This is a genomic window from Pseudogemmobacter hezensis (assembly GCF_013155295.1).
Lineage (GTDB): Bacteria > Pseudomonadota > Alphaproteobacteria > Rhodobacterales > Rhodobacteraceae > Pseudogemmobacter > Pseudogemmobacter hezensis.
On record NZ_JABJXT010000008.1, the window covers coordinates 168,605 to 187,267 of the forward strand.

The 18,663-nt window shown below is 61.2% G+C and carries 26 protein-coding genes and 1 tRNA gene; 3 read left to right on the forward strand and 24 right to left on the reverse strand.

From position 1 onward, the window contains the following. Window positions 1–59: 59 nt before the first annotated feature. The 6 genes from HOY34_RS11110 to HOY34_RS11135 form a co-directional block, all read right to left on the reverse strand. Window positions 60–665, reverse strand: a complete 606-nt coding sequence (locus HOY34_RS11110) for an HK97 family phage prohead protease (RefSeq protein WP_172362766.1) — start codon at window positions 663–665, stop codon at window positions 60–62. Continuing rightward, window positions 649–1,962, reverse strand: coding sequence for a phage portal protein (locus tag HOY34_RS11115; RefSeq protein ID WP_172362768.1), 1,314 nt, complete (start codon window positions 1,960–1,962; stop codon window positions 649–651). Before HOY34_RS11115 ends, HOY34_RS11110 begins: the two co-directional genes overlap by 17 nt. Next, the gene (locus HOY34_RS11120) at window positions 1,959–3,665 is read right to left on the reverse strand and encodes a terminase large subunit (RefSeq protein ID WP_172362770.1); all 1,707 of its coding nucleotides are present in this window, start codon (window positions 3,663–3,665) and stop codon (window positions 1,959–1,961) included. The genes HOY34_RS11115 and HOY34_RS11120 overlap by 4 nt, the downstream gene beginning before the upstream one ends. Beyond that, window positions 3,662–4,120: a phage terminase small subunit P27 family gene (locus HOY34_RS11125; RefSeq protein WP_172362772.1), complete on the reverse strand. Its 459-nt coding sequence runs from the start codon at window positions 4,118–4,120 to the stop codon at window positions 3,662–3,664. The genes HOY34_RS11120 and HOY34_RS11125 overlap by 4 nt, the downstream gene beginning before the upstream one ends. A 133-nt stretch (window positions 4,121–4,253) precedes the next feature. Then, the gene (locus HOY34_RS11130; RefSeq protein ID WP_172362773.1) at window positions 4,254–5,099 is read right to left on the reverse strand and encodes an AAA family ATPase; all 846 of its coding nucleotides are present in this window, start codon (window positions 5,097–5,099) and stop codon (window positions 4,254–4,256) included. Then, entirely contained in the window at window positions 5,080–5,436 is a 357-nt protein-coding gene (locus HOY34_RS11135) for a hypothetical protein (protein ID WP_172362775.1), read from the reverse strand. Before HOY34_RS11135 ends, HOY34_RS11130 begins: the two co-directional genes overlap by 20 nt. Window positions 5,437–5,637: 201 nt before the next feature. Here HOY34_RS11135 and HOY34_RS11140 point away from each other — a divergent pair, with 201 nt between their 5' ends. After that, window positions 5,638–6,507, forward strand: a complete 870-nt coding sequence (locus HOY34_RS11140) for a Hint domain-containing protein (protein WP_366926948.1) — start codon at window positions 5,638–5,640, stop codon at window positions 6,505–6,507. A 219-nt stretch (window positions 6,508–6,726) separates the two neighbouring features. Here the strand turns inward: HOY34_RS11140 and HOY34_RS11145 are convergent, their stop codons facing one another. The 16 genes from HOY34_RS11145 to HOY34_RS11220 all read right to left on the reverse strand — a co-directional run bounded on the left by HOY34_RS11145 (window position 6,727) and on the right by HOY34_RS11220 (window position 15,038). Then, window positions 6,727–7,629, reverse strand: coding sequence for an FUSC family protein (locus HOY34_RS11145; protein WP_172362777.1), 903 nt, complete (start codon window positions 7,627–7,629; stop codon window positions 6,727–6,729). A gap of 3 nt (window positions 7,630–7,632) precedes the next feature. Continuing rightward, window positions 7,633–8,352 carry a transcription termination/antitermination NusG family protein gene (locus HOY34_RS11150; protein WP_172362779.1) on the reverse strand — a complete coding sequence of 240 codons (720 nt, stop codon included), beginning with the start codon at window positions 8,350–8,352 and terminating at the stop codon, window positions 7,633–7,635. Window positions 8,353–8,530: 178 nt separating this feature from the next. Further along, window positions 8,531–8,725, reverse strand: coding sequence for a hypothetical protein (locus HOY34_RS11155; protein ID WP_172362781.1), 195 nt, complete (start codon window positions 8,723–8,725; stop codon window positions 8,531–8,533). A 133-nt stretch (window positions 8,726–8,858) separates the two neighbouring features. Next, on the reverse strand, window positions 8,859–9,038 hold the full coding sequence (locus HOY34_RS11160) for a hypothetical protein (RefSeq protein ID WP_172362783.1): 180 nt from the start codon (window positions 9,036–9,038) through the stop codon (window positions 8,859–8,861). After that, a complete protein-coding gene (locus tag HOY34_RS11165; RefSeq protein WP_172362785.1) occupies window positions 9,031–9,987 on the reverse strand; it encodes a helix-turn-helix domain-containing protein in 957 nt (318 codons plus the stop codon). Before HOY34_RS11165 ends, HOY34_RS11160 begins: the two co-directional genes overlap by 8 nt. Next, on the reverse strand, window positions 9,984–10,178 hold the full coding sequence (locus tag HOY34_RS11170; RefSeq protein ID WP_172362787.1) for a hypothetical protein: 195 nt from the start codon (window positions 10,176–10,178) through the stop codon (window positions 9,984–9,986). The genes HOY34_RS11165 and HOY34_RS11170 overlap by 4 nt, the downstream gene beginning before the upstream one ends. Beyond that, window positions 10,175–10,789 carry a hypothetical protein gene (locus HOY34_RS11175; protein WP_172362789.1) on the reverse strand — a complete coding sequence of 205 codons (615 nt, stop codon included), beginning with the start codon at window positions 10,787–10,789 and terminating at the stop codon, window positions 10,175–10,177. Before HOY34_RS11175 ends, HOY34_RS11170 begins: the two co-directional genes overlap by 4 nt. Next, window positions 10,786–11,013, reverse strand: coding sequence for a hypothetical protein (locus HOY34_RS11180; RefSeq protein WP_172362791.1), 228 nt, complete (start codon window positions 11,011–11,013; stop codon window positions 10,786–10,788). Before HOY34_RS11180 ends, HOY34_RS11175 begins: the two co-directional genes overlap by 4 nt. Beyond that, window positions 11,010–12,506 (reverse strand): AAA family ATPase, encoded by a 1,497-nt coding sequence (locus HOY34_RS11185; protein ID WP_172362793.1) that lies wholly within the window; start codon window positions 12,504–12,506, stop codon window positions 11,010–11,012. The genes HOY34_RS11180 and HOY34_RS11185 overlap by 4 nt, the downstream gene beginning before the upstream one ends. Continuing rightward, on the reverse strand, window positions 12,503–12,790 hold the full coding sequence (locus HOY34_RS11190; RefSeq protein ID WP_172362475.1) for a hypothetical protein: 288 nt from the start codon (window positions 12,788–12,790) through the stop codon (window positions 12,503–12,505). The genes HOY34_RS11185 and HOY34_RS11190 overlap by 4 nt, the downstream gene beginning before the upstream one ends. Then, window positions 12,783–13,538 (reverse strand): hypothetical protein, encoded by a 756-nt coding sequence (locus HOY34_RS11195; protein WP_172362795.1) that lies wholly within the window; start codon window positions 13,536–13,538, stop codon window positions 12,783–12,785. The genes HOY34_RS11190 and HOY34_RS11195 overlap by 8 nt, the downstream gene beginning before the upstream one ends. A gap of 291 nt (window positions 13,539–13,829) precedes the next feature. Next, window positions 13,830–14,021, reverse strand: coding sequence for a hypothetical protein (locus HOY34_RS11200; RefSeq protein WP_172362821.1), 192 nt, complete (start codon window positions 14,019–14,021; stop codon window positions 13,830–13,832). Next, complete coding sequence (locus tag HOY34_RS11205; RefSeq protein WP_172362823.1) at window positions 14,018–14,392, reverse strand: hypothetical protein; 375 nt, start codon at window positions 14,390–14,392, stop codon at window positions 14,018–14,020. Before HOY34_RS11205 ends, HOY34_RS11200 begins: the two co-directional genes overlap by 4 nt. Beyond that, window positions 14,379–14,624 (reverse strand): hypothetical protein, encoded by a 246-nt coding sequence (locus HOY34_RS11210; protein ID WP_172362825.1) that lies wholly within the window; start codon window positions 14,622–14,624, stop codon window positions 14,379–14,381. Before HOY34_RS11210 ends, HOY34_RS11205 begins: the two co-directional genes overlap by 14 nt. Beyond that, a complete protein-coding gene (locus HOY34_RS11215) occupies window positions 14,621–14,818 on the reverse strand; it encodes a helix-turn-helix transcriptional regulator (RefSeq protein WP_172362827.1) in 198 nt (65 codons plus the stop codon). The genes HOY34_RS11210 and HOY34_RS11215 overlap by 4 nt, the downstream gene beginning before the upstream one ends. Continuing rightward, entirely contained in the window at window positions 14,805–15,038 is a 234-nt protein-coding gene (locus tag HOY34_RS11220) for a hypothetical protein (RefSeq protein ID WP_172362829.1), read from the reverse strand. The genes HOY34_RS11215 and HOY34_RS11220 overlap by 14 nt, the downstream gene beginning before the upstream one ends. A 144-nt stretch (window positions 15,039–15,182) precedes the next feature. On the opposite strand from HOY34_RS11220, the gene HOY34_RS11225 reads away from it, so the two are divergent. Then, on the forward strand, window positions 15,183–15,584 hold the full coding sequence (locus tag HOY34_RS11225) for an Arc family DNA-binding protein (RefSeq protein ID WP_172362831.1): 402 nt from the start codon (window positions 15,183–15,185) through the stop codon (window positions 15,582–15,584). Here HOY34_RS11225 and HOY34_RS11230 read toward each other — a convergent pair. Continuing rightward, entirely contained in the window at window positions 15,538–16,815 is a 1,278-nt protein-coding gene (locus HOY34_RS11230) for a tyrosine-type recombinase/integrase (protein WP_172362833.1), read from the reverse strand. The two genes, HOY34_RS11225 and HOY34_RS11230, sit on opposite strands and share 47 nt — an antisense overlap. A gap of 1,026 nt (window positions 16,816–17,841) precedes the next feature. Between HOY34_RS11230 and HOY34_RS11235 the strand changes: the two genes are divergently transcribed. After that, window positions 17,842–17,929 (forward strand) — tRNA-Ser (locus HOY34_RS11235). Between the two features lie 179 nt (window positions 17,930–18,108). On the opposite strand, the gene HOY34_RS11240 is transcribed toward HOY34_RS11235, so the two are convergent. Further along, window positions 18,109–18,633: a hypothetical protein gene (locus HOY34_RS11240; RefSeq protein WP_172362835.1), complete on the reverse strand. Its 525-nt coding sequence runs from the start codon at window positions 18,631–18,633 to the stop codon at window positions 18,109–18,111. Window positions 18,634–18,663 lie beyond the last annotated feature (30 nt).

The following is an 18,663-nucleotide window of genomic DNA, read 5'->3' on the forward strand; positions in this document are numbered from 1 at the left end:
CCGCGCGAGGCGGGCGAAAGGCAGATGCGCGCTGCCGACTCCTGAAAATCAGGGTGTTCTCAGATGATGCCGCGAAACCGGGCTTCGGCATTGGCGCGGCGGGCGGACACCCGGCGCTCGGCGGCCGTAAAGTTTTGGGCCCGGCGTTCCTTGCGGGCTTCGTCCAGCGAGCGCAGGGCGATAGAGGTGCCGTCATAGGCAGGCTCGGATACGATACTGACTTCGCGCAGCTCCACCTCATGGATGGTGCGCTTCGGCGTGGTGCCGGTTTCGTCCCATTCCTCGCGGGTGACGCGGAAACCGAAGGACATGCCCCGGATATCGCCGCGCTCGATCAGGGTGCGCACGTCGCGCCCGTCCGAGGTGTCGGGAAGGTCGATCTCGACCGCCAGACCCTTGTCGTCCTCCGTCAGGCGCAGGGTGCCACTGATCGAGCGCCCGAGGATGCGGCCCCGGTCATGGTCGAAGTACGCCAGAACATCAGCGGTTTTCAGGGTCTTGGTAAAGGCGCCGCGCGCAAGGACTTCATCGAAATAGCCGCCGATGCTGGTGACCTCACCGAAGACAGCGGCATAGCCCGCCACCGTCACCTTGCCATCCTCGCCCGCCCGGCGCTCGACCGGCAGGACAAGCGAGCGCTTTTCAGCCTCAGGCTTTGTCGTCATTGCTCTCTCCTGCGCCTTGCGCCTCTGTCTTACCCTGTTCGCCATCAGGATCATCCCCGAGCAGCGGCATAACCTCGGGAGCCGCCGCAGGGGCGCTGCCCAGCACCACCGTAGCGCCCTGCACCAGCAGCTCATCGGCCGCCGGGTTCGCATGCCGGGGGCGGTTATCCAGTTCGCGCGCCTCATTCGGGGTGATCTGTCCGGTCTGGATGCCGCGTGCGATACCCTCGATCCGGGTCTTGAAGTCGCCGCGCATCAGGCCTGAGAGGTTGTGCTCGACATAGCGCCCGCCGATCTCGCGCGAGGATTTGCGCCCGAAGAGCTTGAGGTTCATCTCACCCTCAAGAGCCTTCACCCACTGGCCGAGAAGGTGTTTTACCAGGTTGAGGTCTTGCTGCTCGACATTGGCGAAGGTGCCTTTGCTGAGGTCATGCAGGAAGGCCGGCGGCAGTTGCCAGACCCTGCTGAACTCTTGGATCTGGAAAAGCCGCGCCTCGGTCATCTGCCCCTTGGCCGGATCGAATCCGACCTGCGTCAGCTTATGCCCGGGCGGGATCGGGAAGACGGGCTTCTGTGACGCCTTGGCACCGTCAATCGCCCGCCACATATCCTCAAGCCCTGTCTTCATCGCCTGAGCGCCCTGAGGAAGTGGGCCTTCCAGCGCCAAAGGCGGGACGCCACCGCCCGCAAAGAAGTTCGACCCATAGTCGCCCATGGCAAGGGCAAGCTGGATCGCCTTGCGGGCTTTGCTGATCGGGTCGTCATGCCCGACCATGTCCTCTTTCAGCATGAACGGCACGTCGATGATATCGGCCGCCGGATAGCGCTTGCCGTCGAAGGTGTAGATCAGTTCAAACCCGACCCGTTTCACCGTGACTTTACGCGGGTCCATCGGCCAGATCGCCATCACCTCGTCGCCGTCACGCTCGATCCAGGCGAGACCCCGGCCACCGGTGAACACCTGCTGCCAGAAGAACTGGCGCATCTTGAAGCTGTCCATACCCGAATTTGGGAACTCATGGACGGTGATCGCGGTCGGTCCGGTCAGCTTTTCAGCCCCGTCGGCGGTCTTGCGATAAGCATGAAGCGGGATCGCGGCCAGTGTCCGGGACAGGAATGCAACGGCACAAAGCACCCCCGGCACCGTAAGCGCATTGCTGATCGTGACATGAGGCAGGCTCGCCTTCTCGATCCCGAAGAAGGCCAGAACATTCTCTGAACTGATCGGAACAGCCGGGCTTTCAATGGTTGCATCGCGCTCTTCAGCGCGGCGGACTTCCATGCCGAGAAATTTCATTCACGCCACACAAGGCTAAATTCGGGATCATCCCAAGGCGAAGCAGGCGCGCTGGTATCTTCATCCAGCAGCCATCGGCCCAGGGCCATGATGCAGGCCACCGGCCCGTCGATCTTGTTGCCCGGCTTTTGCTTGGCCGGGCTGTGCAGGTCGCCGTTGCGGGTGCGGTTGACCACATTGGACAGCATCCACGCGAAGAACGGATCCCCGTCATGGTGCAGTTGCCGATCCGCGATCAGGGCGTCCATCTTGCGGGTCGGCTCATTCATCAGCGAAGGCTTGTTCGCGAAGTCGATGCAGTTGACGCCCTGTTCCATCAGCTCGACCGACATCTGCCGGGAGTGTGCCGGGTCAAAGGCGACCTCGCGCACATCGAAGCGCTTCACGAAATCAAGGATATCCTCAAGTATCTCGCGATCATCCGTAACCGCGCCATCGGTCTGGATCAGCCGGCCCTCATCCCGATAGCGCCGCATGTGCTCATTCTCGGGCAGTTCAATCGTTTCCTCGGGCAGGTAATAGCGACCGAACCGCGCATAGCCTTTGCCAAATCGGAACAGCAGCTCAACCGCAGCAAGGTCGCGCTTTTCGGCAAGGTCGATCCCGATGATGCATTCCTGATTTTCGAACTGTTCCAGGAACACCGGGGCGCCGCCCGCCTTAGGGTCGGCTGTCTCCTGATACCGCAGCACGTTGAAATAGGCGTCCCGCGCCTGCACCCAGACGTTCAGGTGCTTGGTCTTGAATGCGCCCGCCTTGCGCGGCGTCGTCATGGCTCCGGTCTGCTGGGTCAGCAGAAAATCTTCAAAGACCGATACGCCGAAATTCGGGTTGGCCTTTTGCAGCGTGGCCCGGTCCGTCCAGTCGTCCTCCGGGTCGATGCCGTAGATCAGGGCAAAAGTCTCATCGTCGCGGCGCGTGCCTTCCAGCGCCTGCTGGGCCTCTTCCTGCATCTGATAGCAGGGCCCGGCGATGTTATCTCCGGCGGTGGTTATCACCAGCAGCATCGGCTGCTCACGCGCCCCCATCCCTGTTTCCATGGTCGAAACCAGCGCGTCGGTCTGGTGTTCGTGATATTCGTCGGCAATGGCGCAGGACGGTGAGGCCCCGTCACCCGGGTTGCCGATCACAGGCTCGAACCGCGACCCGTTCCCGAGGATGTGGATGTTCTTCGCATTCACCTCGACGCCGAAGTGAGACAGCAGCGCCGGGCTCTTCTGGGCCATCAGCTTCGCGGGCCGGAACACCTCCAGCGCCTGTTTCTCAGTGGTTGCACCGGAATAGACCTCGGCCCCGTGCTCGCCATCGGCGCAGAGCATATAGAGACCGATCCCCGCCGCCAGTGCGCTCTTGCCGTTCTTCCGGGGCACCAGCAGCAGCACCTTGCGATAGCGCCGCAGCCCGTCCTTCTTCCTGACCCACCCGAAGGCGGCCATGATGAAAAACACTTGCCAGGGCTCCAGTTTCAGCCTTTCGCGCTTCGCCGCCCATTTCCCCTTGGTGTGCGGCAGGTTCTCGATAAAGGCGCAGACCTTCGCGCCCTTCTTCGCTTCGAACCGGAATGCAAAACTGTCGTCGCCCTGCCAATCCAGATCGTCCAGATGCCGCTGGCAGGCGAGGCGAATATACTTCCCGGCGAGGATGCGTCCCGCCACCACGTCCCGGGCGTAGGCCTCAGCGGTGGCGGTGAAGCTGGGTTTCATACCGCATCGTCAAGCCCGGCAAAGGGATTGCCCTCGGCAGGCTTGCCCGCGCTGACTTTCGACCGTGCCGCCGGGGTCAAACCAAACTCGGCCAGAAGGCTCTGGGCGTGGCGCATCGCCTCATTGCGCATGGCGACCTCAGGACGGGCTTTCCATAGCCCCGCCTCGGTCTGATAGGTGCAGCCGGCATCCTCGATTACGGCGGTCAGGATCTCGACCTCTTCGATCCGCGATGCCGCCAGCGCCAGCACGTGCATGTCGTCGGGTGAGGCGATCCCCATCCCGAGCAGCGTGGCGCTGATCTGGTCGAAGAGCTCCGCCGCACGTTCCGATAGCCAGGCCGGAGCCGTGGCGGTTCCGGTGTTTGCCGCCGGGGCCTCCGGGTTCATCCGGCACTTCTGAGCGGTGCCTTTCACCAGTTTCAGGTGGTCGGGCGTCTTTTTGCGGCCTGCCATCGCGGCACCTCGTCATAGCTATGCGGCAGGTTCATGGGTGGCCGGAAAAAACCTCTCCATTTTGCACGCATGAAAATTCACTGAACCCCGCCGGTCTCCCGCTGAATCCCTCTGGAGTTCGACCCTCCCCCCGTCATGCACCTGATGCATGGCTCCCGGCGACCTCGTCGGCCCACGCCCTGACTGCCTCGATCTGACGCGCGGCGACCGGGGCGCGGTCGGGGTCCCGGCCTATCCGTTCGATGCAGACGTCCTCGGGGGTGTCCATCACCTTGACTGAGGACAGCGGGCCAAGGGCTGCCTGCCATGTGTCCCGCTCTGTCTGTGTCGGTGCCATGACGATGAACCAGCATCGGCCCTCTGTGCGAGTGGCGAGGCTGTGGAGCATCTCACCCCGGCGGGTGAAAGCGGCAGCGATGATCTCGGGCCTGTCGTCCCATTTGCTTCCACCCACGGCGCGGCGGATCACGTCGAAGTCGATCACCAGATCACCGGGGCGGGATTGCTGCCTGGCCCATGTGGATTTTCCTGAGGCAGGCGGGCCGCTGATGATCGTGACCGGGATGGCCGAGGGTTGCAGGCCATGAGGGATAGAGAAGCCCCAGACCTTGCGGGGATGCTTGCGGCGCTGGACCCATGCCAGCAATTCATCGCCTGACAGGGTGGCCTCGGCGCGTTGCTTCTCTCCACTGTGGTGTGAGGCGCAGAGGCTGGTGAAGGTGTTAGCCCAGAAGAGCGCCGGGTCGTGCTCGTGCGGCAGATCGTGGTCCACGACTGAGGCTGCAGTGGTGCGGCCATCAGCCAGACAGTATTCGCAGAGCGGGTGGCGCTTCAGGTGCTGGTCGCGGAACCGTTCCCAGGCCTTGGTGTATCCACGTTCCCGGGCGTTGGCTCTGTTCTCACAGCGGCGGGCCTGGTGCTTGGGTGCCGGGGCGCGGGTGGTGCTCGGCAGGCCGTGCTTACCGGGGGCTGGGGGCATCAGCTTTCACCAGCGACCCAGCCTTGAATGTCTTGCGGTGCAGTTGATGCTGCCAGTCGAACCAAACACAATGCGCCATCGCGCCATGAATATACTCGACCGTCATCAGGATCGGGACTTTGGCTTGATCAAAGCGATCGGTCACCACATCGCCGGAGCGGATCTCACCATCCCGCCGCATCTCGATCTCGCACTGCACATCCATCACGCGACCAGCCAGGCCGATCAGCCAGCAGGCGATGCGGGTGCGGATGGTGAAGCTGCGCGGCACGCTAATGATGATGGTGTGACCCTTTATCAGCTCCCTGTAGCCAAGAAATTCAATAGGGTCAGTCATATTTTTGCCTCAATTAGCCTCAAACCTTAAACAATCACAGGTTGATTTGGTGACCATTGCACGTTGGGAGAATTGAGGAGAAGTGCTTTGGACTTTCAGATACCGAGCGGAGGGGGAACCTTAGTAAGGTTGAACACCCTTATATCAATTTCTGCAGGAGGTGACGCTAATATACTTTTGGCGGGCCTAGTCAGCCCGCAAGTGAGCGCCACACTTTCTGATAATGACGGCATTTTAAACCCAGGCGATGCACCCGGCTGGTTGGGCTCTGACGACTCATCAAACGCCGTTTTCGTCGGCTATGGCGAGGTAGTTTTTATTGATGTCTTCGGAGTTGACATCGGTGTTCCACGAACAGTGCTTGTCTTTCAGGCTTATTACCCTGGTGGCGCGTTTGGTATTGGCGCAGGAACGAGCACATACCTCTATTACCCTGATGGCGCACCGCTGCTTTCCGGAATTAGCATGAGTATATCGCTCACCACCATCGGATACGACCTCAACGAGGAAATGCCCATATGCTTCACAAAGGGTACCTTGATTCAAACATGTTCCGGCCTGCGTAGTGTGGAAGACCTTGCAGCCGGAGATCTGGTGATAACCAAAGACGACGGACCGCAGGAAATACGCTGGATAGGCTCCAAGGTTATGCCAGCACGGGGGCCAATGGCGCCCGTATTGTTCGACATAGGAGCTATTGGAAATGAAAGGCCCCTGCGAGTATCCCAACAGCACCGTATGCTAATCAGCGGATGGAAAGCGCAATTATTGTTCGGTGAGGAAGAGGTGTTGGTACCAGCGCGTCACCTGATCAATGATCACTCGATCCGGATACAGCCCGGCGGTGTTGTCGAATACTTTCACGTGATGTTCGACAGGCATCAGATAATTTTCGCCGAAGGTGTCCCTGCAGAAAGCTTTCACTTGGGCGATACCGCGATGAGTGCACTGGATCAGGCGGCCAGACTTGAGATACTTACCGTATTTCCGGAGTTGGAAGTAGCAGCCTATCACGGAACGCTGTGCAGAAGGCATATAAAGGCTTTTGAAGCACGTCTGATCAGGAATTAGTTATCCGGATAAAACACAGATATGCGCTATAGCCAATTCTGGAGCAAGTAGTGCAATCGGCAATCCGGGGGCGTTTCTGGTTTGGTCATAGCTTCGCTGACGTGCGCACAGGGTGGCCCGTCCGGGCAGTCCTGCGGCTGAGGGGCTGGGCGTCCAGCTCTCGCCTCGCCTCAGGTCGCCCCCACCTGACTGCCAACATACTGGCTCTGGCGGTGATCGTCAACAGGATGGTCGGCTCAGCATCGCGATCAGCCCGGCCCCATCGAATGCGAGAGGCTTGGTGATTCGGTATCTCGCAATCCCCTCGCCGGGCTGGAAAATATGCAGCTCGGCGGCTTCCCCTTTGGCTTTGAACGATATAGACGCCCCATCGGCGGGCAGGCTCCGATGGAACTCGGCGAGGTGCCAGAGATTTTCCGCCTGCATGAAGTGGTCCATTTCAGCGAAATAGTCGGACAGTTCCTCAATCAAGCGGATCAATCGCGCCCGGGTGTCTATCGCGCGTTTCAGGATGGTATCCGAGAGGCCGAGCCCCATAGCATTCTCCATATGGCGCAGCATTGCTTGCAGGCGTGGCACGCGCGGGCTCGCAGTCCAAAGGGTGAGGAGCCGACCGTTCACGCCGGGCACATCGCCAGCACGGATGCGGGTTTGAGCTCGTTCGTCGAGGATCAAAGCCAGCACCAGTGTCAAGTCGAGGCTGCGCGCCTCTCTGTCTACCAGCACTTGGGTAATTTGCGCACGTACCTCAGGGATGCCCGCGAAAGTCCTGGCGATGGTCTCGCGCTGCTTTTCGCGATCCTGTCTCCGTTCCAGATCGGCGCGCAACGCTCGCGCTGTGTCGGCGCCAAAGAAACCTTCGGCGCACTTGTTACCGCATAGGGCTATGCTTCCATCCTCCAGCCCAACCGTGAAGCCGCGATTGTGACGCTGGTGGCTGTCGCAAAAGGCGCAATGCACCTGATCCGCGACATTGTAGCTGTTCAGATAGGTCACCGGCTTCGTGCCCTTGGCCACGACCGGCACCAACCCCTCCTGTACTGCCGGATCAGCGATGAAGAGCTTTCCCGATTTCTGGCTGAAATCCTTCGCATCGAAGCCGACATGAATGGTCACGGTCATTACTCACCCTTTCCGCATATGAATGTCTGACGCCGGGATCCGGATCTTGCGCGCGGCGCCCAGCATTGAAAGCTCGCCCTCAATCATCTGGCCGCGCAGGGCCATGAAGGCGACACGCCAGCCCGAGAGAGGGCCGAACAGGATCTCCAGCTCATCACCGGGCATCAGGCGCCCCTCGACACCGGTATCGTCGAAGGCACCGGCAGAGGCGGCGTTCTGAAGCTTGCGGAGCTGATGCTCGCTGGCGACCGGCAACGGCCCCTTGTCGTCTGCGATCCAGCCGATCACCCGATTGCAGGCGCGGACCTGCGGCCATTGCGCCGGCTGGATGAACGCGAAGACATAGCTCGGGCACAGCGGGCGCTCCACGATCACGGAGCGGCGCTTTTTCCGGGGCCAAGTCCGGGTGCGATAGGTCAGCGGGCAGACCTCAACCCCCATCTCCTCCAGTTCTTCTCGTGCCTCGTTCTCCTTGCCGGTCAGGCAGCGGATGCCGAACCATCCGGGAGATGGAGCCTTGCCGATGGTGCGCAGATCGCGGTCAGACGACCAGACTTCGAAAGCCAGAATGTCGTCGGCTCCCCCGTCATGGTGCCAGCGGAGCAGATCCGCCCGGGAAGTGCGCCGCCGGTCGCCGGTCGCCGGGCCGCGATATACCGGCCTGACCAGCGCTCCATTCGGGCCGGTATATTCGCCGCCTTGGTGCTCGTGTCGTGTCCACATTGGATATGTGCCTCAATCGTTTTCAGGGTTGGCGATGGCAATGTGCTTGCCCCCGCAGGTCGGGCACTTGGCCCGCATTGAAAGCCGCGCGACCTGATCCATAGGCATCGGCAGGCTGGCGACGTTGAACACCTTGCCGCAGCCTTTGCAGCGCCCATTCAGAGTGCTTGTGCTCTGGTCAGTTGAGGCCATGCTGTCCCCCGATCAGAGGGGGCTGACAACCGAGGGCCAGCAGCTCGTCGCGCGCGAAATCGGCAATGACCTGATCCGCCCATTCCAGACTGCCGGACGAGCGAAGCAGCATCCCCTCCAGGACAGAGACGCGCCATTCGATCAGTTCGGCCAGGGTGACATCATCGCGGCGGCGGATCATGCCTGACCCTCCCACCACGCGGCCCAGCCGCCGACTGCAGCAACACCGATGGCCGTCCAGATAATACCCACGTCGCCATCGGCGCTCGCACAGAGGGCACCGGCCAAGCACCAGATGATATGAGAGGGGCGGATCATTTGCGCCCCCGCTTTGCCTTCTGGATCGCGCCCAGAACCCAGATCACTGGCCATGCAAAGAACAGCGCGAAATGCAGGCCGAAGCTGACCCGATCCGCCATGCCGTGCGCGATTCCACAGCTAAACGCTCCAACGCAGATGTAGCCCCAGATCAGGTGGGGAATGATGTCAGGCATGGGATCTCTCCATCTTGCGCCGCTGCTTGCCCACGGTGGTCGGGCTGACCCCGGTGCGGCGGGCGATCTCGCGGTCTGTCAGTTCGAAGTGCTGGCGCAGCAGATCGAGGACGGCGGCGCGGCGCTGTGTCTCGGTCTGGGGTTGCGGCTGTCCGGTCTGGACGCTGACGGATAGGATGGCGAAGTCGGCTTTCAGGGCGGCCAGCACCACCTCATCGCGCTCGGCCCCACGAGAGAAATCCCGCTTCGCCAAGTCCAGCATCCAGTCGATGCGAGCAGCGACACCTTCCGCAGTCGGATCAGCAAGCGTGTCCAGCAGATGCTCCAGCGCACCGCGCCAGGCCTCGGACCAGTGCCCGGGCGTCCAATGGTCATCGACGGTGTAGCGGTCGGTTCCAAGGGCCTCCTGAGCCCGGTGCAGGGCCAGCAGCTCGGGCAGTGTCGTCGGCACGTGAACAGCCGCCCGGATGGCCTCCCACATGGCGGGCGTGGGTTCGTTGGCGCGATAGTCTTCATATCCCCAAATGCGGTTCGCAGGATCTTCCAGATGCGCGAGGGCTTCGCGCAACGCCGCCTCGATCTCGGTATCTTCGAACACTGCCTCCAGGCTGCCGTATTGCGCAGCGAGGGCGTCGCAGCGCGCACGGCGCTTCGCTTCCTTCTCGGCCCGCTCCTTGGCCTGACGAGCCTTGTGCCCGGGGTTCTTGCGTTCCTCCTCATCCTCCATCGCGCCGAAGATGTCAGCGAAGGACGGCGAGGCGGTTCTGACGATCCCGACAGGCGCGTCCAGCTTGGACATGGCCTGCCAGAGCGTAAGCCCGGCCCGGGTGGCGAGGGTTTCGGCTTTACGCTTGGCGGCCTGTCGCTCGCCCAGCGTCTTGCCGCCCTCCATCAGCGCCTTGAATTTGCGCAGCTTGTCGGTGTCCAGTGTGGATGCGTGGGCGTTCATGCTGCCCTCGCTTTCAGGTCTGCGATTTTCGCCTCGGCCTCATCCGCGCTGCCGTGCCAAATTTCCGCTTTGCCACTGTCAGCAGATTTGACCGCAAGATAGTGCCAGCCGCCTTGAGCGAAGACTTCCACGGTATGGGTCAAGTCGCCGGTTTCAAGGTTTACGAGAGGTTTGCCAAATTGAGCTTTCATGCGGCCCCCACGCGCTGGTCGATGAAATTGCGAAGAGACACTCGGCCGGATGCGCCCAGCTTGTCGAAGGCGGGCCGGTACATCTCGCGCAGATGGCCGATTGCCTGCTTGCCGATGGTGGCGGCCCCGAACCCGTCCTCGGTGTCCAAGGGCAGCGCGGGGGCGGCTGCGAGAAGCCCGTGCGCCTCGGCGATCACCCCCAGCAGGCAATCAATCATCGGATCGCCTTCGTTTGGCGTGTGCAGCCATTCTGCGAGCATATCGCGCGCGCGGCTGATCGCCCCACCATCGGGGTTGGTGCTGGCCTGGCCGGTTGCGCCGGAGGTCACCACCGTTTCCGCCCTATTCTGCTGGCCGTATGGGGTGCCGGTGGCTGGTGCTGTCACCGCGTCCTGCGGGTTGGGGGCCAGCAGGGGCGCGAGGGCCTTTGGCAAAGCATCAGCTGCAGCCCAGCATGCATTTGCCCGGCTCCAGAAGCCCTGATCGTTGAAGGTATCGCCAGAATAGCGAAGGCGCTGCTCTGCCTCGATGACGGCCTCGATCAGGCGGGTGAATGCCTGGGCGATGCGATTGGCGGCGACCTGGAAATCGTGTTCAATCGGCGTGCTCATACGCGGATCTCCTTCATTTCAGCCCGCAGGACCGCGATCACCATCTCAGCGCGGGTCAGATCCTTGCGGGGCGTGGGGCGGATAAGGGTGAAGCCGGGCCGGGTTTCTTCCCTGGCGTCAGGCTCGGTGACCGGGGCGTCCCAGGGTGCACGGGAGAGCGTGACCGCTTCCAGCGCACCAGTGGTGCCAGTGGCCCGGACGAGGGCTTTGCGGGAGGGAGTCATGCTGATGCCTTTCCGCTGGTGTATCGGGCGTTGCTCTCGAATTTGCTGTAGGTCATGCCGTGCTCGTGGAAGCGCAGGCGCATGTTGCCGGGCGAGAAGCCGTAAAGCTGGGTTTCGCGCACCTTCCAGGTCATGATCTGGACGAACTCGTCTCCGTCGCCGTCCTCGTCCTTATGGACGCTGAAACCCAGCGCGGGCTTGTTGAAGAACGCCGCACTGTCGGCGATATCGTAGCCTGTCGGGCACTTCATCTTGCCTTCGGTGCTCATCTTCCGGGGGTGAGCGATCACGCAGATATGCGTGTCGTACTGCTCGGCCCAACTGCGGATCTGCTGGAGGGCGAAGTTGATATAGGCGGTCATGCTCTCGCCCTTCTCGGGCAGGTGCTCCAATTCGTTCCATGGGTCGATGATGATCAGCTTGCAGTTGTCGCGGACCGCGAGGATTTTGATATTGGCCCGGAGCCACGCGAGATGGTGCTGCACGTCAGCACTGTAACGCCGATGAACGATACGAATATGCCGATCACCGAACGTATGGACCTGAGCCAGTTCCGAATTCGTCAGTTCGGCAAATGGCTTTCGACAGAGCAGCCGAGCGATCTGATCGCGGATCCGGTAAGAGTGGGTCTCGAATGGCAGCAGGCCGACCCTGATGTTCTCGTGTCGGGCGATGTGATAGGCGGCAAAGGTCGTGAAGGTGGATTTCCCCGCCCCGGGCGTTCCCGTGCCGACTGACATTGCGCCGACCTCGAATGCGAGACCGTGATCGTATGGCGACATTCCAAGGCGAAGGACACGACGCTCCGGCATCGGTGGAAGATCGTGCAGGCTGGTGATGAAACCGCCAGCCGGGTCCATCTGGACAGCATCGGCCAGGCACCCCGCCAATTCGCCTTCACCGAAGCGCATCAGCACATCATTGGCATCCTTGCAACCGTCGGGCCAGGTGACATAGCGCACGTCGTGACCGTCGAGGATGTTGGAGACCGTCCTCGGCAGGCTCGCCCCGGCTTCATCGGCGTCGCCTGCCACGATGATGTAGGGCGCCGTGCGTAGCAAAGGCTCGGCCTCGATCAGCACGTCCCGCTTGCCGCCGTCCACCGTCCAGCCATCTGGCAGAGAAACCGCCCGGGAATACCCCGCCTGGATCACGCTCAGCGCGTCAATCTCGCCCTCGGTGATGACCACCGGACCATCGCCCTCGCGCAGTGCGTCCTCATTGAACAGACCACGCGAAACACCCTGCGTTGAGCGCCAGTCTTTCTTCTCAATCGCGCGGAACTTCCCAGCGTAAGGCTTTCCGTCCCGGCGATAGGGCAGCGCGATCACCGGCCCGAGTTGAGGATGCACATCCGCCCGAACCCCCATGTGCTCCAAAAGCACGGCGTCCAGCTTGCGCACCTCGATAAGATACCTGATCGGCCCCGCGATCTTCGAAGAAGGCTCCCCCCGCGAAATCGCAGTGCCAGCATTTCCATTGGATTCCGTCATGTTTGAACGTCACGCTGAGGCAGGGATCCGTCTTGTTCCGTCGGGTCGGGCTGCACTGCGGACAGGTGGTCCGCGTGGTGCCCGACCATCGGCGAACCGTGATCCTGTGCTCCCTGAGAATTTCCGTTGCGGTCGGCATTGCGCACCTCCAGCATTGCCTGCCATCTGCTGCGGCCCTGGGCGCGAGCCGCCCGGGTTTCAGCCTCGAAGCGAGAGAGCCCACCGTTGAACTCCATGATCGCGGCCCGCTCTTCAAAAGCATAAATGTCGAACGGCTCAGTCATGGAGGACCACCCAGCCCACGCCACCGACATATTGCCTGCGGACGCCATCACGCTCTCTGATTTCGCCAACCTCGGTGCCACCACCGCTGCTGCGCTTTGGTTTCAGAGCTGCCGTGATGTACGGGATCGGATCCTCGGTTCTCGCCCGGTCGGCCGCCTCAATGGCCACCAGCAGCTCCGAAGCTGTCGCCGTCTTGAGCCAGTTACCAATCAGAGGACCAGGCTTCTCGACACCGTGCTTTGCCAAAAACGCCTTGCCGATGGCCCAGACGGCGGCCAGTGGCGAGGACAGATCTACCACCTTTTCAGGATCAGAAATCGGCGACGCGGAAGCGTCTTCCGAAGGAAGTATTTGTTCCCTTGTTTTTTTTGTGTGCCCTTGCTGTGCCCTTGCCGTGCCCTCGACTGTGCCCCTCTTGTTGTCGGGGTTCTGATATTTCTCATAATTACGAATAGTTATAAGAAGGCGACCCGTGCCCTTATCTGTGCCGATTGCGTCCTCGGTGCGAAGCTGGTCGATCAGGCCGCGAACGACCTTGATTGGAACACCTGTGGCGGCTTCAAGCTGCCGGAAAGAGGTGAGAAGCTGTCCACGATGGACAGCCACGGGGCGGCCATTGGCGTCCTGTCGCGTGTCCTGCCAGGCCGCCGTTTCCAGCAGATACATCCACACATAGAGGCGGTCGGGGCGCTTGTGAAAAATGGGGTGATCCGTCACCCCCCGCTTGACGGAGAACCAGCCGCTCATCCCTCAGCCTCACTTGATTGGTGATCCTGGCGGCCTGCACGGCCGTCCATTCGCTTCTCGGCCTGGCGCATGCGCCATTCAGCACTCACAAGGTCGTCGTGCGCGTTATCTGCGGCGATCTCGTCCCCTCGATGGTAGGCCAGTTCCACAGTGCGTTTCAGGCGCTGCACAGCTGTGCTGAGGGGCTGCCAGTGGGTTTCTTCATGCCAGGGCTTCTGCTGCCCACCACGCGTGCATCCAGAGCCCTCTGGCGCTGGGCCAGAGGAGCGGTTTGAAAAAAGGTCGTGCATGTCAGCCTGCCTCCGCCCGCTGCGAGGCGTACAGCATTGAGATCCCAGCATTCAGCCGAGCCAGTGCAGCTTCACAGCCCGCCCCCAGCGCTTTCCGGTCGTTGTCAGGCTGGTAGCGGGTGGTCATTTCGAGAAGCTGCAGCATATCGCGGGCGCTTGCGAGTTCATCCAAAGCGTCGAGGATGTCGCTCATTCCGACACCCCCACCAATGCGCGGGCTTCGGCCCAGATTTCCTCGCCCCTTGCCCCGTCGCCGATTTCATGCTGGCCGTGGTAACTGTAGGCCATGATCTTCCAGATCAGATCCATCGGCCCTTCCGAGGGAATATCCAGAATGTCGTCAGCAAGCTTAAAGGTTGCCATGCACCAACGGTCGCCATTCTCGTCGCTGCTGTCGCGCTCCATATCGGCAGTCCAGCCGTCGAGGCTACGCTTCCAAGCCAGATAGGCCTGCTGGACGGGGGTCTCCTCAAAATTGAGGACACATGCGGCCTTTACAGCCTGGGTGCCAAGGGATGCCGTGAGCGCGGCACCTGAGGCGATAAGAAGGTCACGACGCTGCATGGCTGGCCTCCTCCTTAGCCTCCCGGAGCGCCGCCCAGGTCGTCAACTGCTGGCGCTCGGCGACTTCGACGCAATGCTCGATCATGCGGATCATCACATTGATGCTCAGGGCATCGGGGTGCGTTTGCGTGATGCAGGCGCTCTCCATGCTGATCTGATAGAGGGCGTTCACCAGTCCCTTGATGTCGGAAAGGTGGCCGTCTGTGGCGTTGAGGCCGTCATAAACGCTCATGCCGCCACCTCCCGGCTTGCCAGCCATGCGAGGATTTCGGCCTGCACCCAGAACCGGCGCTGACCGATCATGCGGGCCTTCGGGAAGCCGAGTTCCGGGCGGCGGGTCCAGCGTTCCAGCGCCGAGAGCGAGATATCGCCACACAGGACGCGAACGCGCTGCGAGGGGATCAGTTGAATATTATTCGGCTGCATGCGAGGGTGCCTCCGAATGGTCTTTGTGGGCCTTCACGGCAGCGGGGGTCGCGTCGCCAAACTCAGCCCCCGTTGCCTCTTCCAGCACCTTGACCAGATGCGCGTTGAACGTCCGCCCGGCGCGGATCGCTTGGATTTTTGCCTCAGTCACGAGACTGCGAGGCAGGCGCATGGTTGTAACCACGACCTCCTCTTTCGCCAGAGTTTGCCTAGAATTCATGATCTAGCCTCCTTGATGCCAACTTAGCACCATATTTGGCCGCCTCGGTCATGATGTCAATTCGGAATACATGCCCCTTTGGCATTAATTGCAAATCGGCATAACATCGTCTAACAGTGCCTAACGAGTGCGGAGAAAAAAATCATGGCAGAGCGCGAGCTTTATCCGAGCGAGAAGCAAGAGCGGTTCATTGTTCGGTTTCCGGACGGGATGCGCGACCGAATCAAAGCCGCCGCGGAAGCCAACAACCGCTCGATGAACGCCGAGATAGTGGCGACGCTTGAAGAAAAGTATCCTTCTGAGCCTCCAGATCTCGGAACAATCTTTCATGAACTCGCACAGCTCTCAGGCGTCCTGAACATGATGACTGAGAAGGACAGGCGTGACGCCGTTGCCACCAAGCTAAAAGACCTTGAGCGTCGGGGCGCTCAGGACATCAACATCTTCATAGATAATAACGCACTGGAGCTTGTAGTTGGCAACGGAGGCATAAGGTCCATCATTGGCCTTGATGACCCAGCAGAGGATTATGGCGAGGAAGCCTGACCACATTCCCAGATTTTCCAGGACTGCCCTCGACCAGCTCGGCGACAAACCGCGCCCATGCCTCCAGCGCCTCGCGCTTCTCGTCGGCATAGTCGTGCCGCTGGTAGACCGCGACGATACCGCCGCCCGTGCCTGAAACGTGGTTCAGCACCGCCTCTGTGACGCGCACGGGGATGCCGAGCCGGGCCATGCCGGTCGCAGCTGTGCGGCGCAGATCGTGCCAGGTCCAGTGCGGGATATCGACCGCCTCGCCGCGCTCTTTCTCGGCCGCTGCCAGCATCCGGGCATGAAGATGGTCACGCCCCTTTGAAAAGCCCGAGACAGGCGTGGTGCCGGTGGTGGTGAAGATCCAGCGCACCCGGCCAGCTTCATCCGCGATCCGGTCAATGCCCTCCAGAACCGCCGCAGCAGCGCCAGAGAGGGGCAGGACATGCGCTCGCCCGTTCTTGGTGCGCTCTGCGGTCATGTGCCACTCGCCAGCCCTAATTTCAGCGTCTGTGATTTCCGCGACCTCGTTGCGACGCTGTCCTGTCAGCAGCAACATCTTGCCGAATGGCCCCCAGGGGAAAAGCTCCGCCTCACAGGCAGCCCAGAGCCAGCGGATCTCGTCGTCAGTCAGAACGCGCTCGCGGACCTTCTCTTTCGCGGGGGCCTTGACGGACAGGGTCGGCGGCACCTCGATCACGTCCCGGTCAGCGCACCAGTTGAAAAACTTACTCAGATAGGCGCGGATGCGGTTGGCGGTCGTGGCCTTTCCCTGGTCTGTGATGCCGTCCAGCAAGTCGAGAACATCGCGCTTTGTGATGGTCTGGATCTCGCGCTCGCCCCATACCGGGATGATGTAGCTCTGGAACTGGCGCATCACCTCGTCACCGGATCGCAGGCCGCGAAGGTGGCGCTTCTCAAACAGCTCGATCTGGACGCGGACCTTGTTCTTATCGTCCGCCTCCTTGGGGGCTTTGGCGGCCTTGACCTCTGCCGAAGGGTCGCGGCCCTCAGAGGCGGCAGCCAGAGCATCGCGGGCGCGTTGGCGGGCCTCGGCCAGCAGCAGGACGGGGTATGGGCCCAGCGTCATTCTGCGGTGTGTTCCCCCGTGCCGATATCGGACCTGCCAGCCCTTCTTTCCTGTCGGCTGCACAATGAAATAAAGGCCGGTGCAGAGGTCGTCAGGGATTTCCTGGCGGCGATCTGTCGGCTGAAGCCTGTCCACGTTCTGCGCCGTCAGCTTCATAATCAAATGGTCCTTTCGGCAATCAAAAGGTCGCTCTGGGGAACAAACTGGGGAACAGAGTAGACCGTAGCGCCCGATATTGAGCGATACGGAATGACACTGATATTGTCAATAAATGTCGCAAAAATAATGGCTTGCAGGACTGGCTTCGATATTGTCCGATATTGACCGAAATACGACCCGGCCTGATTTGTAATCAGAGGGTCGGCGGTTCAAGTCCGTCTGGGGGCACCATAAAATACAAACAAGAATTTGCGCGAAGCCCGCGGATTTTCAGAAAAATCAGTGTGCCATGCCTGGCGTGTCACGCATAATTTATTTGGCAAATGTGCCATAGCTTTCCGCAACTCCTGGCCGGATTAGCTAGCCCGAATCATTGTTGCGCGACTTAGATTCTGGACAAATGCAGTCCAGCTTCCGGACAAAATTTTCCCCGTCAGGTTTCAGGGAATCGATCCAGACGCCTGACTGCTGACAGGCAAAACGCCCAGCAAAGCCCTGATGACGGTTTTCACGCCCCCATCAGCGCGAGGGCTTCATCAGCCTCGACCACGTCATCTTCCGGGTGGATGATTGGATTACGATAGCTGGGGGAACTGGTTTAAAAACCGCCGCCTCCTGAGGCCGACCGAGAACGCCCCGCCCACTGAAGCAAAGGCGAACGCCTAAAGCAGAGGCAAACTTCTATGCCGCTCAGGAAACTGAGCCCATGGCCGCGTAACGAACCATAATCAGCCTCGGGCAAACACCGCGCGGTTCGCCCTACCCTGAGAACCAGACCAGACAGATCATCCAACCTGGCACAGAAATCGGCCCTCGGCGTCGATCCCTGAGAGGAACGCGGCCCGCCTGCACTTTCCCCATCCCCGGCTTTCGCTTATTTACCAAAGCCTCGCCCCTGTCGATGCAGGAGCACAGGTATCCTGATGCTGATGTAAATAACTGGTTGGCATCCGGTTCAGCAATCAGTAATCAGGTTCTCGCAGAGCACATGATCGCTGTCAGCGCGGTTGTGCAAGCAAAGACGGAAGAGTGGCCGAGTGGTTTAAGGCACTGGTCTTGAAAACCAGCGAGGGGAAACCCTCCGTGGGTTCGAATCCCACCTCTTCCGCCAAACATCCCTGAAATCGTTAGATAATTTCACGGATCGGGCGATATACCCGCCTATAATCCCGCCATCCTATTTGCGATTGGGTGCTATCCGTTGCAATAATGGACGGGCCGTTCACCAGCCACCCCGGCACCTTTCCGAAAATCTCCAATTAAGTCATATCTTGTAAAAAGGCCCACACGCTAGTCTCCCCTGATGGGCCAAAGTCGGAGCCCCCCCGGTGCCCGCGCTCGCTCCGGCCCCCGCTGGGCGTTCGATCCGGCCTCACGCATCGGCCTGCACCTTCTGCCACGAGGCCCCCCCCCCGGCATGTCCAGCGAGGCCTTGAGCCGTGACAGCGCCAATGCTCGGGCCGCCTCATGGGCAAGCCCGCGGCTCTTATCCTTGGCGCACTGCATAGAATAGGCGGCGCGGCCTGACACGTCGACACCCACGGCCAGCCATGTCACGCCACCGAGCAGCACTCTCTTCTCTCCCTCATGACGCGGGAAGGCGCTGGCCTCTGCCTCAGACAAGGGCACGGCCATAGGTTCGCCACCTGCCTGCATAATGCGGTTGAAGGCCCGTTCAAGCACCGCGATGGCAATGGGATCGGTCACGGGCAGCATGGCGTTCCCGTCATAGTCGAAGCAGCAGTGGGCCAGCATGGCAGCATTGGCTGCGGCATTGCGCTTCATAGCGCGGCGCTGGTTGCGGTTCTTGTTCATGCGGCGGCCCTCGTTTCCCGGCGCTCGGCA